At 65.6% G+C, this 12,260-nt stretch carries 12 protein-coding genes; 5 read left to right on the top strand and 7 right to left on the bottom strand.

Annotated features, from left to right (window positions below; all coding sequences use genetic code 11):
* The first annotated feature begins 20 nt into the window (after positions 1-20).
* Together CCUG20998_RS11480 and CCUG20998_RS11475 are read left to right on the top strand one after the other, a co-directional pair.
* Positions 21-728: an NUDIX hydrolase gene (locus CCUG20998_RS11480; protein ID WP_036455601.1), complete on the top strand. Its 708-nt coding sequence runs from the start codon at positions 21-23 to the stop codon at positions 726-728.
* A gap of 356 nt (positions 729-1,084) precedes the next feature.
* Complete coding sequence (locus CCUG20998_RS11475; RefSeq protein WP_020728691.1) at positions 1,085-2,425, top strand: lipase family protein; 1,341 nt, start codon at positions 1,085-1,087, stop codon at positions 2,423-2,425.
* Positions 2,426-2,470: 45 nt separating this feature from the next.
* On the opposite strand, the gene CCUG20998_RS11470 is transcribed toward CCUG20998_RS11475, so the two are convergent.
* The 7 genes from CCUG20998_RS11470 to CCUG20998_RS11440 form a co-directional block, all read right to left on the bottom strand.
* On the bottom strand, positions 2,471-3,043 hold the full coding sequence (locus CCUG20998_RS11470) for a DUF2567 domain-containing protein (RefSeq protein WP_231389703.1): 573 nt from the start codon (positions 3,041-3,043) through the stop codon (positions 2,471-2,473).
* Between the two features lie 122 nt (positions 3,044-3,165).
* Positions 3,166-3,405 (bottom strand): biotin synthase auxiliary protein BsaP, encoded by a 240-nt coding sequence (gene bsaP, locus CCUG20998_RS11465; RefSeq protein WP_085979814.1) that lies wholly within the window; start codon positions 3,403-3,405, stop codon positions 3,166-3,168.
* Between the two features lie 3 nt (positions 3,406-3,408).
* The gene (gene bioB, locus CCUG20998_RS11460; protein ID WP_012394135.1) at positions 3,409-4,458 is read right to left on the bottom strand and encodes a biotin synthase BioB; all 1,050 of its coding nucleotides are present in this window, start codon (positions 4,456-4,458) and stop codon (positions 3,409-3,411) included.
* Between the two features lie 152 nt (positions 4,459-4,610).
* Positions 4,611-5,120 carry a 2'-5' RNA ligase family protein gene (locus CCUG20998_RS11455; protein WP_020728689.1) on the bottom strand — a complete coding sequence of 170 codons (510 nt, stop codon included), beginning with the start codon at positions 5,118-5,120 and terminating at the stop codon, positions 4,611-4,613.
* Between the two features lies 1 nt (position 5,121).
* On the bottom strand, positions 5,122-5,802 hold the full coding sequence (bioD, locus tag CCUG20998_RS11450) for a dethiobiotin synthase (RefSeq protein ID WP_011739692.1): 681 nt from the start codon (positions 5,800-5,802) through the stop codon (positions 5,122-5,124).
* Entirely contained in the window at positions 5,799-6,968 is a 1,170-nt protein-coding gene (locus CCUG20998_RS11445) for an 8-amino-7-oxononanoate synthase (protein ID WP_020728688.1), read from the bottom strand. The genes bioD and CCUG20998_RS11445 overlap by 4 nt, the downstream gene beginning before the upstream one ends.
* Before the next feature lie 6 nt (positions 6,969-6,974).
* A complete protein-coding gene (locus tag CCUG20998_RS11440; RefSeq protein WP_012394131.1) occupies positions 6,975-8,288 on the bottom strand; it encodes an adenosylmethionine--8-amino-7-oxononanoate transaminase in 1,314 nt (437 codons plus the stop codon).
* A 93-nt stretch (positions 8,289-8,381) separates the two neighbouring features.
* Here CCUG20998_RS11440 and CCUG20998_RS28095 point away from each other — a divergent pair, with 93 nt between their 5' ends.
* The 3 genes from CCUG20998_RS28095 to CCUG20998_RS11425 all read left to right on the top strand — a co-directional run bounded on the left by CCUG20998_RS28095 (position 8,382) and on the right by CCUG20998_RS11425 (position 12,223).
* Entirely contained in the window at positions 8,382-8,825 is a 444-nt protein-coding gene (locus tag CCUG20998_RS28095; RefSeq protein ID WP_012394130.1) for a hypothetical protein, read from the top strand.
* Between the two features lie 345 nt (positions 8,826-9,170).
* Positions 9,171-9,950 carry an NlpC/P60 family peptidoglycan-binding protein RipD gene (ripD, locus tag CCUG20998_RS11430; RefSeq protein WP_020728687.1) on the top strand — a complete coding sequence of 260 codons (780 nt, stop codon included), beginning with the start codon at positions 9,171-9,173 and terminating at the stop codon, positions 9,948-9,950.
* Positions 9,951-10,057: 107 nt separating this feature from the next.
* A complete protein-coding gene (locus CCUG20998_RS11425) occupies positions 10,058-12,223 on the top strand; it encodes an acyltransferase family protein (protein WP_020728686.1) in 2,166 nt (721 codons plus the stop codon).
* Positions 12,224-12,260: the final 37 nt, after the last annotated feature.

Genomic DNA, 12,260 nt, shown 5'->3' with positions numbered 1-12,260 from the left:
TTCGACTTACAATCGAAAACATGCCCAATAGTAACACCGCTCATGAAGTTCTGGCTGCGGTCTTTCAGGTTCGCCAGATCACAGCGGCATCTCGAGGGGGGAAACCGCAGCTTAACGTGCTGTTATGGCAACGTGCGCAAGATCCACAGAAAGGCGCCTGGTCACTACCGGGCGGGCGGCTGCGCAGCGACGAGGACTTGACCACCTCGGTGCGTCGCCAGCTCGCGGAGAAGGTTGATCTGCGCGAGTTGTCCCACCTAGAGCAACTCGCGGTGTTCTCGGATCCGCACCGGGTGCCGGGCGACACCCGCGTCATCGCGTCGACATTCCTCGGCCTGGTCCCCTCCCCGGCCACTCCCGAGCTGCCGGCCGACACGCGCTGGCATCCAGTGAATGCACTGCCCCCGATGGCATTCGATCACGGCCCGATGGTGACCCACGCCCACGCTCGACTGGCGGCGAAAATGTCGTATACCAATATCGGATTTGCCTTGACACCTAAAGAATTCGCACTCTCCACGTTGCGTGACATCTACGGGGCGACACTGGGCTATCAGGTCGATACGACGAATCTGCAACGGGTCCTGGGCCGCCGAAAGGTGATCACCCAGACCGGCACCTTCGCGCAGTCCGGCCGCAGCGGCGGCCGCCCCGCCGCGATGTACAGGTTTACCGATTCCCAGCTCAGAGTCACCGACGAGTTCGCGGCGCTGCGCCCTCCAGGCTGAGGCCGGCCGGGTTCAGATAGCGATCAACCACCATTTTTTCGTCACCGCCAAATACCCGAGCTCGATTCCGAATACCCAGCCTGTAGTGGCATTTTGGCGGGCCCTAGGGTGCCGTTGCGAAACAATCGACATTGCCGATCCAAGCCCGGTGCAAATTGTGACCGGGACCACGCCATGTCAATGTCAATTTCGCGGTTGAATCCTGTAGCTTGTATGAGACTACTAAGAGCTCGTTAAGAGATGCTGGCGCCGTTCGGCTGCCGGCACAGAACCGTAACTGGCTTACTGCGCTGCCATCCCATCTGGTTCGGGATGGATCGTGCGCGAGAATGCCGAAGGCCATGAAGGGAGCCTTAATGGTGAAGCTCGGCAGTCTGGCAGACGCGCGCGCCGCCGAATGGATCGGCCGGCCGCCGCATGAGGAACTGCAGCGCAAGGTACGTCCCCTGCTGCCGAGTGACGATCCGTTTTATGACCCGCCCGCCGGCTACCACCATGCCGAACCGGGTACGGTGTTGCGCTCGCGCGAGGTCGAGCTGGCGTTTCTGGGCTTGATCCCGCAGTCCATCACCGGCACTCAACTGCTGTACCGGACCACGGACATGTACGGCAATCCCGAGGCCACCGTGACCACGGTGATTCTTCCCGCCGAAGTTGCGCCCGGACAGACCTACCCGCTGCTCTCCTACCAGTGCGCGATCGACGCCATGTCCTCGCGCTGCTTTCCCTCCTACGCGCTGCGCCGCGGAGCCAAAGCGATCGGCTCATTGACCCAGTTGGAGCTGCTGCTGATCACCGCCGCCGTTGCCGAGGGGTGGGCGGTCTCAGTACCTGACCACGAAGGTGTCCGGGGGCTTTGGGGAACGCCCTACGAGCCGGGCTACCGGGTCCTGGACGGTATCCGGGCGGCCCTGAGCGCCGAACGTCTGGCGCTGCCGCAATCGGCGCCGATCGGATTGTGGGGCTACTCGGGCGGGGGCCTGGCCAGCGCATGGGCTGCCGAAATGTGCGGCGAGTACGCGCCTGAGCTCAACATCGTCGGAGCCGTGCTGGGTTCGCCGGTCGGCGACCTGGGTAATACCTTCCGTCGGCTCAACGGAACCCTGCTTGCGGGCCTGCCCGCAATGGTGGTGGCCGCCCTCGGACACGCCTACCCGGGGCTGGACCGGGTGATCAAACAACATGCCAACGAAGATGGGATCGAGTTGCTCGAGCGGCTCGAGCAGATGACCACCGCCGAAGCGGTCATCCGGATGGCCAACAACGACTTGGGCCACTACCTGGACGAGCCGCTCGACGATGTTCTGTCCACACCAGAAGTTGTGCACGTCTTCGACGACATCAAACTGGGCGCCGCCGTGCCGGCACCCCCGGTGTTGATCGTGCAGGCCGTCCACGACTATCTCATCTCCGTCGATGACATCGACACGCTGGCCGAGTCCTATTCGACGGGTGGTGCCAGGGTTACCTACCACCGGGATGCCTTCAACGAGCACATGATGTTGCACCCGCTGTCCGCCCCGATGACGCTGCGCTGGCTCACCGACCGATTCGCAGGCCTGCCGCTGACCGAACACGTCATTCGAACCACGTGGCCGACGATGTTCAACCCGATGACCTATGCGGGCATGGCACGATTGGCCGTCATCGCCGCCAAGATGATCACCGGACGCAAGATTCATCGCCGCCCGCTGTAAGGCCGCCCACCGTGGATTGTCCACTTTGAGCCGCACCGAAATCCGTTACGGCACCGGCGCTTCGGGGGCTTTTGCGGGTGCGGCCGGCCGGGGCTCGACCGGCGGGTAGCCGCCCAGATCATCACGCACGGTTCCGGCCGCCATCAGTGCGTACACCAGTGACCCGACGGCCGCGGGCAACAACAGGGTGGCCGCTATCAAAGACGCGTGGCGGGCGAAAAACACCGGCGGCGCCTCAATCACGTATGTCAACGAGTGATCGCCGCTGGCCAGCGGCACCGTGTCGAAATCCAACGCGCCATAGCGCCAGTACACCAGCAACGCACCGACGGCGGTTGCCGCCGCCGCGGCGCCCACCAGCCCGGCCGCAAAGGCGGCCACCATCGCGGGCCCTCTGTGTTCACGCCACTGCCAGATCAGCACCGCCGCCACCACGGCCACCACACCCAACAGCCCGAGCATCAAGAACGGTGCGACAAAGAAATTCTCTGACTCGCTACCCAAGTAATCGTGCACACGCTCGCCCGTCCGGGTGACGGCGACCACGGCATGAACGGCCGGAGCCACCCAGGCCCAAAGTCCGCCAACCAACAGGCCAACCGCGGTAAGACCGAGCATCACGGTGGTGATTGCGCGGGTTCGCGACGTTCGAGGGCCACCGGAATCCGGCAGCCCCACCGCGTCGACGGGCGGCTGCGCCTCGTGGGACGTGGTGGGAACAGCAGGCACCGATTCCTCGGTCACCGACGCGTCTCCAACTCCGAAGAGTCCACCTGCCCGTGCCGCGAGCATCGCGCCCACCAACCATCGGGACGAATCTGCACGATCATCCGCCGTCCGCATTCGGCACAGAACCGCGGCGGCTCCAGACCTAACTGGGCCGCTGTGGGCGTGGTCGTACCCGCCAGTTCGCCGGTGTAGACGTTGTAGACGCCGGCAGTGACCGGAGCACCGAGACTTCCCACCACAATGTCCTTGATTTCCTACAAACTTGCGTTGAGCGCCTTCAACGGCATCTGTAGGTCTTCCAACAGTTCCAGGTCAGCTTCGGCCGGACGGCCGAGCGTGGTCAGGTAGTTTCCGACGATCACCGCGTTGATGCCGCCCAGGATCCCACGCTTGGCGCCCAGGTCGCCGAGGGTGATCTCGCGGCCACCGGCAAAGCGCAGCATCGTGCGCGGTAGCGCCAATCGGAACGCACCAACCGCCTTGAGCGCTTCGCCGGCCGGCAGCACCTCGAGGTCACCGAAGGGGGTGCCGGGGCGGGGGTTGAGGAAGTTCAACGGGACCTCGTCGGGGTCCAGCTCGGCCAGGTTGGCGGCGAATTCGGCGCGCTGCTCCAGCGTCTCCCCCATACCGAGGATGCCGCCGCAACACACCTCCATGCCGGCGTCGCGCACCATCGTGAGCGTCTGCCAGCGCTCCTCCCACGTGTGCGTCGTAACGACGTTGGTGAAGTACGAGCGAGCGGTCTCCAGGTTGTGGTTGTAGCGATGCACACCCATCGCCGCGAGCTGTTCCACCTGCTCGGCGGTCAGCATGCCCAGCGAGCAGGCGACGTTGATTTCGACTTCGTTTCGAATCGCCTCGATGCCCGCGGCGACCTGGGACAGCAGCCTGGCATCGGGACCGCGGACCGCCGCCACGATGCAAAATTCGGTAGCGCCGGACTTGGCCGTCTGCTTGGCCGCCTCGACCAGGCTGGGGATGTCCAACCAGGCGCTGCGTACCGGCGAGCTGAACAGGCCCGATTGCGAGCAGAAGTGGCAATCCTCCGGGCAGCCACCGGTCTTTAGGCTGATGATGCCCTCGACCTCGACCTCGGGGCCGCACCAGCGCATCCGGACGTCATGGGCCAGCGCCAGCAGTTCTTCCAGGCGGTCCTCCGATAGCTGCAGGACCTGCAGGACCTGCTCCTGATTCAAGCCCTCCCCACGCTCCAGCACCTGCTGCCGCGCCACGGCCAGAATGTCTGGTTCGGTCACGCCATCCTGGCCGGCGTCATTGCTGGGTCGAGTAGCCGCCTGAGTCACCAAGTACTCCCCTGGTCTTCGTCAAAATCTGTGGTCTGGCCCGAGCCTGTCGAGCACAGAACTGCCAACTTAGGGTAGCCGTGCACGGCTGCACAAACCTGACGCGGTAGCCCACCGCGCGCTGTGCTGTGATTTCACCTTGCTGAGCACCGTCATGTGATCGGTTGCTCAGCGCGTTTGTTCCCGTCCCAGCGGCGCAGGCCGGCGAAACTGCCATTGATTTGTGCGGGGCGGCCGGCAATCCGCAGTGCCCGCCCCAGCTGGGCCCCACCGACCCGCCGGGCCAGGGTGACATGGCCGGTCCAATGCCCGGGCAGGCTATTCGGCATCGGCGCCGGGTCCAGATAGGGAGCACACAACCGGTGTACCTCGGAGTGCAGTGCCAACAGCTCGGCTGTTGGCACCACCAGGCGTGCGAAGACCACGCTTGCCCGGCCGAACAAGACCGGCGCACCGATCGCACAACTCAGGGGAAGTGTTGCGGCAACCGGGCTCAGCAGCTCGTCCACCTCGGAGCTGATCCGATCGGCGACGGCCATTGTCACGTGCGGACGGCTCGCCGGCGCCTGGCTGGGGATCCCGGCACCGGCCAGCTCCTCCCAGATGCGGCGGACCGCGGCCTCGGTGTCGCGGTCAAAGACCAGCTCGATCGAATGCACCATCTCAACCGACCAACGTGGCTACCCATTCGCGGTCGAACGCGCCCGCACTCATGACCGCGAAGTCCGCAACGCTGAGCTGCGCGGCTCCGGCGGAAAGCACGGCCCGCATGGGAGCCAAGCGAGCCAGGGCGTCCCGATTCGAGGATTCCACCAATCCGGGATGCGCCGGCCAACTGCCGAGCACCAGACCGGCGCATGAAACCTTCTGCGCCGCAAGCGCTTCCAGGGTCAATGCGGTGTGATTGAGCGTGCCCAGTCCCGCGGCGACCACCACCAGCATGGCGGCACCCAGATCGACCGCGAGGTCCCGCAGCGTGCCGCCGGAGTCGGCGAGCTCGACGAGCAATCCGCCTGCACCTTCGACGAGCGTCAACCGGCCCGGACGGTCCAGACCCCGAATGTGCTGCACCAACTGATCGCGGCTGGGCAGCGGCTGCCCGGCCTGCTCCGCCGCCGCGACAGGCGCCATCGGCAACGGGTAACGCGCCAAGCCGACCAGCTCGGTTACCCCGGATAGCCGACCTATCTCGGCCAGATCGTCGTCGCCGTTGCCGGTGCCAGTCTGAACGGGTTTGCACACAACCACGTCGATACCCGCTTGGTTCGCCTGGGACGCCAGCGCCGCGGTGACGACCGTCTTGCCGACCCCGGTGCAGGTGCCGGTGACGCACAGGACGGTCAACGGCGTGCCGCGGCAGGGCCGAGAAGAACGTCGGTCAGCACCCGCCGGGCCAGCTCCATCTCGTCAGGACTCAACGACGCGCGCGCCGTCAGTCTCAGCCGTGATGTCCCGGCGGGCACCGTCGGGGGCCGGAAGCACCCCACTTTGACACCGGCGTCCAGACAGGCCGTCGCGGCGGCCAGCGCCACCTCCGGGTCGCCCAGCAGCACGGACACCACCGCGGACTGCGGCGTCTCGGGCACGTCGCAGATGTCGGCAAGTTCACGGGCGTTCTGCAACACCGCGTCGGGCCGCCACTGTTCGGCCTTGAGCACACCCAGCGCGGCCCGCGCCGCGCCCACTGCGGCCGGCGCCAAACCGGTGTCGAAGATGAACGGCCGGGCCGCATCGATGAGGTGCGCACGCACCGCGGCCGGCCCCAGAACGGCACCGCCCTGGCTGCCGAGAGCTTTCGACAGCGTCGTGGTCAGCACCACATCGGGCGCACCCGCCAGCCCCAGCTCGTGCAACAGCCCGCGCCCGCCACCGCGAACGCCCAGTCCGTGCGCCTCGTCGATGACGAGCAGGGCCCGGTGCCGGCGGCAGGCGGCGAGCAACTCACGAAGCGGGGCCAAGGTGCCGTCGGCGCTGAACACCGAGTCGGTGATGACCATGGCCCGTTGCTCGTCGCGCGAGGCCAGCGCCGCGTCCACCGCAGCAACGTCGCGGTGCGGCGTCACGACCACCCGAGCGCGCGAAAGGCGGCAGGCGTCCACCAGGGACGCGTGCGAGTACGCATCGGAGACCAAGAGCGAACCCGGCCCGGACAGGCCGACGACGGCTCCCAAGTTCGCCGTGTAACCCGACGAAAACAACAGGCCCGCGGCAGCGCCGACGTATTCGGCGAGTTCGGCTTCCAACTGCTGGTGCAGCTCGGTGTCGCCGGTGACCAGGCGCGAACCGGTGGCGCCTGCGCCCCAGATGCGCAGTGCCTGGACACCGCCTTCAATCACGTCGGGGTGCTGGGACAGCCCCAGGTAATCGTTGGACGCAAGGTCCAACTCGGTACCGACGGGAGGACGCGGGCGCAGCGAGCGACGCAGCCCAGCATCGCGGCGCTGCCGTTCGACAGCGTCCAGCCAGGCCAGCGGCGACGTCTCAATCGGAATCTGTGTGGGGGCGCCCATGAGCCTTCAGCCTACGAGACGCGCGACCTCGACCATCGCGGAGCTGATCTGCGCGATCTCATCCGGGGCGCAGATGTATGGCGGCATCGCGTAGACCAGGTTGCGAAACGGACGCAGCCAGACACCGTGCTCTAGGGCAACTGGGGTGGCGACAGACAAATTGACCGGTCGGTCGCATTCGATCACGCCGATCGCGCCGCGTACCCGCACGTCGGTCACCCCTGGCAATGCCCGAGCGGGTTCGAGTCCGGTGGTCAAACCGGAAGCGATCCCGGCGACCGTGCCTCGCCAGTCCTGTTCGAGCAGCAGCTCGACGCTGGCCACCGACACCGCGCAGGCCAGCGGATTCGCCATGAAGGTCGGTCCGTGCATCAGCGCGCCGGCCGCACCGGCGCTGATGGTGTGCGCGATGTCCGTCGTGCACAACGTGGCGGCCAGACTGAGATAACCACCGGTGAGCGCCTTGCCGACGCACATGATGTCCGGGCTCACCCCGGCATGGTCGGCAGCGAAGAGTTCGCCGGTGCGGCCGAAGCCGGTGGCGATCTCGTCGAAGATCAAGAGCACCTCATGGCGCCGACAGAAATCTCGCAGGTCAGCCAGATAGCGCGGGTCGTGGAAGCGCATCCCGCCCGCTCCTTGCACCACCGGTTCGACGACGACGGCCGCCAATTCGGCGGCATGCTGTGCCAGTTGCGCTTCGAACGCCGCGCTGTAGGCGGGGTCGTAATCGTGTGGCACGTGCGGCGCGAACACTTGCCGGGCCAGGATGTCGGTCCATAGCGAGTGCATCCCGCCCTCGGGGTCGCAGACGCTCATCGGCGTGAAAGTGTCGCCGTGGTAGCCGCCGCGCCAGGTCATCAGGCGGTGCTTTCCCGGCCGGCCACGACTGCGCCAATACTGCAACGCCATCTTCACCGCGACTTCCACCGCCACCGATCCGGAGTCGCTGAAAAAGACCGTTTCCAAACCGGCCGGGGTGATATCGACGAGCAGTTTGGCCAGCCTGGCCGCCGGTTCGTGGGTCAACCCACCGAACATGACGTGGCTCATCGTGCCCACCTGGGCGCTCACGGCCGCGTCCAGCACTGGGTGCCCATGCCCGTGGACCGAGGTCCACCAGGAGCTCATCGCGTCGAGCACCTCGATCGGCTGGCCATCGTGGATCAAGGTCAGCCAGGCGCCGCGAGCCGAGACCACTACCAGGTTGGGTGCGGCCGTGGTGCCAATGGTGCTGTAGGGGTGCCACACGTGGGCGGCATCGATCGCACCGATTTGCTCGGGCGTCAAACCGCCCCTCGATGTGTCGGCGGCAGACATGGAATCCGAGGGTAACCGAGCCGAACGCGGCCGTACCTGGGCCCGCGCGGCTGCGGGTCGCACAAAGCCCGGACATCGGGAAGCATGCATGACATGGCTTTGCCGAACCAGCACGACCACACGACCGGTTCAGACACCGACGCAACGCCGATCCCCGACCACACCGAGGATCGGCCACCGCAGATCCTCACGCTGCGCATTGCTCCACTGGATGTGATCCTCACGGTCGCGTTCTTGGGCGCGCTACTGGTTGTGGTGACCACGACCAGTTGGCCGTCGCAGCTATTCGCCTTCTCCCAGAACGTGTGCATTTCCGAGGACTGCCCCCCTGTGCCATTCGCCGTCAACTACTACATCTATCCGGTCATGTGGGGCGGCATCGGCGCGGCCGTGGCCGCAGCCGTGATCGGCCCGCTGGTTTCCATGGTGAAGGGCTGGTACATGTCCTTCTGGCCGATCATCGCCATCGCCGTCATCACGGTCACTTCGGTGATCGGGTACGCGCTGACCGGCTTCAGTGAAACCTACTGGCACTGATCGACACGGCTCCCCGAGCGCGGCCAGCACGGCTGCTGAGACCGAAATCACAACCGCCGATAGGCCACTGACCAGCACAGTCACTGTCCGGTCACGTTAAGACAAAAAATGACCTGGGGACCTGGCGAGCGAACACATCCGTTGTCAAAGTGGCTGTAGTGACTGATGTGAATACAGCGACCTAACCGACTGGTTCACGTTTCCAACTGTCATGCAACGGCGTTAGGTCTCGACGTAGCGGCCATCGCGTGAGTCATGGAACAGCGGCGGACGCGCGAAGTCACCGCGCTGAGGCACAGGAGGCCCACCAGAGGGCCTGGGAGAGCCTAGGAGATTGGAATCCCGATGAAACGCATCTACGCCTTCGCGATCGGTTTGGTGATGATGGCGGCCCCGATGGCGGCCGCCCCGGGCATCGCGGCCGCCGACCCCAGTGTCCGGCCGGTGGACTACCAGCAGGCAACCGACGTCGTGGTCGCGCGCGGACTTTCGCAGCGCGGCGTGCCGTTCTCCTGGGCCGGCGGCGGTATCACGGGTCCGTCCCGCGGCAAGGGGACGGGCATCTACACCGTCGGATTCGACGCGTCGGGGTTGATCCAATACGCCTACGCCGGCGCTGGGATCAAGCTGCCGCGCTCCTCCGGTGAGATGTACAAAGTCGGCCAGAAGGTCCTGCCGCAGCAGGCCCGCAAGGCCGACCTGCTCTTCTACGGCCCCGAGGGCACCCAGAGCGTGGCGATGTACCTCGGAAACGGGCAGATGTTGGAGGTGGGCGACGTCGTGCAGGTCTCGCCGGTACGCACCACCGACATGATGCCTTACCTGGTCCGGATCCTCGGCGCTTCGCAAGCGCCGTTGCAGCAGACACCGCTGCCGCAGACCCCGCTTCGACAGGCACCGCTGCAGCAGGTGCCGACTCAGCAGGTGCCGACTCAGCAGGCACCGCTGCAACAGGCACCCGCCCAACAGTTGCCGACTCAGCAGGCACCGCTGCAGGCACCGACCCGCCAGGCGCCGACCCAACAAGTCCCCCTACAACAGCTGCCGACCCAGCAATCCCCAGTTCAGCAGGCACCGACACAGTTGGTGCCGCTGCAGCCGGCTCCGGCCACCACCGCGCGGTAACCGACCGTCAACCGGGGTAGTTCCCAACCCACGCCACCTGCATCTCTCGCTGACATCGCTGCTCAGCGAGGGAAGCAGGTGGCTTTTCGGTAAATTGTCAGTCGACCATGCAGACGCTGACACCGCCCACATCACCGACCGCCGCCGCGGCGCCGGTCGCTATGGGGACCCGAAAAACCGGCTTTTACCGCCATGATCTGGACGGTTTGCGCGGTATCGCGATCGCCCTCGTAGCCATATTCCACGTTTGGTTCGGCCGGGTTTCCGGCGGAGTGGACGTCTTCTTGGCGCTATCGGGGTTCTTTTTCGGCGGCAAGATTCTGCGCACCGCCCTGAATCCGAGTCTGAAGCTCTCACCGGTAACTGAGCTGATCCGGCTGATCCGCCGGCTGCTGCCGGCCATGGTCGTGGTCCTAGCCGCCTGTGCGTTGCTCACCATCCTGGTTCAACCGCAGACCCGATGGGAAGCGTTCGCCGACCAGAGCCTGGCCAGTCTGGGCTACTACCAGAACTGGGAACTGGCCAACTCTGCCGCGGACTACCTGCGCGCCGGCGAAGCGGTCAGCCCGCTACAGCACATCTGGTCGATGTCGGTGCAGGGCCAGTTCTATCTGGCCTTCCTGCTTTTGATCGCCGGGTGCACCTTTTTGTTCCGGCGTCTGCTCGGCACCCATCTGCGGACCATGTTCGTGGTGCTGCTCAGCGCGCTCACGATCGCGTCCTTTGTTTATGCGATCATCGCCCACCAGGCCTACCAGCCGACCGCGTACTACAACAGCTTTGCGCGGGCCTGGGAGCTGCTCCTGGGGGCGCTGGTGGGTGCGCTGGTGCCCTACATTCGCTGGCCGATGTGGCTGCGCACCATCGCGGCCACCGTGGGGTTGGCGATAGTCCTGTCGTGCGGCGCCCTGATCAACGGCGTCCAAGAATTTCCTGGCCCATGGGCGTTGGTACCAGTCGGCGCGGCGATGCTGATGATCATGGCTGGGGCCAACCGGCAGGCCCATCCGAGCACCCGCGACCGTCTTCCGCTACCCAATCGACTGCTGGCCGCCGGGCCACTGGTGACGCTCGGCGCGATGGCCTACTCGCTGTACCTATGGCACTGGCCGCTGCTGATCTTCTGGCTCTCCTACACCGGCCACCGGCACGCAAACTTCATCGAGGGTGCAGCGATACTGCTGGTATCGGGAGTACTGGCATTTCTGACCACTCGCCACGTCGAAGACCCATTGCGGTATCGCGCGCCGTCGGGCACCGCCGCCGCAGTCAAGACGCAAGCGATTCCCTGGCAGCTCCGGTTGCGCCGGCCGACCATCGCGATGGGGTCGGTCGTGGTGTTGCTGGGCGTCACCCTGACCGCTACGTCGTTCACCTGGCGAGAGCACGTGATCGTCGAACGCGCCTCCGGCAAAGAGCTCCGGGGACTCAGCGCCAACGACTATCCCGGAGCACGTGCCCTGACCGACCATGTCCGGGTGCCCAAACTGCGGATGCGCCCCACCGTGTTCGAAGCCAAAGGCGACTTTCCCGCTTCCACTCGAGACGGCTGCATCAGTGACTTCGTCAATCCGGCGCTGGTCAATTGCACCTACGGCGATGTGGACGCTTCCCGGACCATCGCGCTCGCCGGAGGTTCGCACGCCGAACATTGGCTTCCGGCACTGGATCTGCTCGGGCGTCTGCATCACTTCAAGGTGGTGACGTACCTCAAGATGGGCTGCCCGCTGTCCACCGAAGAAGTCCCGCTGATCATGGGCAACAACGCCCCGTACCCGCAGTGCCGCGAGTGGGTGCAGAAGACGATGGAGAAACTGGTCACCGACCGTCCCGACTATGTGTTCACCACGTCGACACGGCCGTGGAACATCAAGCCGGGCGACGTCATGCCGGCCACCTACATCGGTATCTGGCAAACATTTGCCGACAACAACATTCCCGTCCTCGCGGTTCGGGACACTCCCTGGATGGTCAAGGACGGCCAGCCGTTCAAACCGGCGGACTGCCTGGCCAAGGGGGGCGATGCGCAGTCCTGCGGAATCAAGCGCTCTGAACTGCTGTCGGACTACAACACCACGTTGGATTTCGTAGACCGGTTCCCGAACCTCAAACCGATCGACATGTCAGACGCGATATGTCGGCCCGACTACTGTCGCGCGGTCGAGGGAAATGTGCTGATCTACCGTGACGCTCACCACATGACACCCACCTATGCCCGCACCATGGCCCCCGAACTCGGGCGGCAGATCGCAGCAATCACCGGCTGGTGGTGAGATCCGCCCTCGCCTGTCCGGCCGCGCCGGCCCGACA

Origin of the sequence: Mycobacterium marinum (assembly GCF_003391395.1) — a bacterium.
Lineage (GTDB): Bacteria > Actinomycetota > Actinomycetes > Mycobacteriales > Mycobacteriaceae > Mycobacterium > Mycobacterium marinum.
This window is presented reverse-complemented; position numbering and strand designations above follow the sequence as displayed.

Excerpts from the sequence above, each read along its gene's own strand:
- CCUG20998_RS11480 (WP_036455601.1), top strand. The coding sequence starts at position 21 with ATGCCCAATAGTAACACCGCTCATGAAGTTCTGGCTGCGGTCTTTCAG.
- CCUG20998_RS28095 (WP_012394130.1), top strand. The coding sequence starts at position 8,382 with ATGGCTTTGCCGAACCAGCACGACCACACGACCGGTTCAGACACCGAC.
- CCUG20998_RS11440 (WP_012394131.1), bottom strand. The coding sequence starts at position 8,288 with ATGTCTGCCGCCGACACATCGAGGGGCGGTTTGACGCCCGAGCAAATC.
- CCUG20998_RS11470 (WP_231389703.1), bottom strand. The coding sequence starts at position 3,043 with ATGCTCGGTCTTACCGCGGTTGGCCTGTTGGTTGGCGGACTTTGGGCC.
- ripD (WP_020728687.1), top strand. The coding sequence starts at position 9,171 with ATGAAACGCATCTACGCCTTCGCGATCGGTTTGGTGATGATGGCGGCC.
- CCUG20998_RS11445 (WP_020728688.1), bottom strand. The coding sequence starts at position 6,968 with ATGGGCGCCCCCACACAGATTCCGATTGAGACGTCGCCGCTGGCCTGG.
- CCUG20998_RS11475 (WP_020728691.1), top strand. The coding sequence starts at position 1,085 with ATGGTGAAGCTCGGCAGTCTGGCAGACGCGCGCGCCGCCGAATGGATC.
- CCUG20998_RS11455 (WP_020728689.1), bottom strand. The coding sequence starts at position 5,120 with ATGGTGCATTCGATCGAGCTGGTCTTTGACCGCGACACCGAGGCCGCG.
- CCUG20998_RS11425 (WP_020728686.1), top strand. The coding sequence starts at position 10,058 with ATGCAGACGCTGACACCGCCCACATCACCGACCGCCGCCGCGGCGCCG.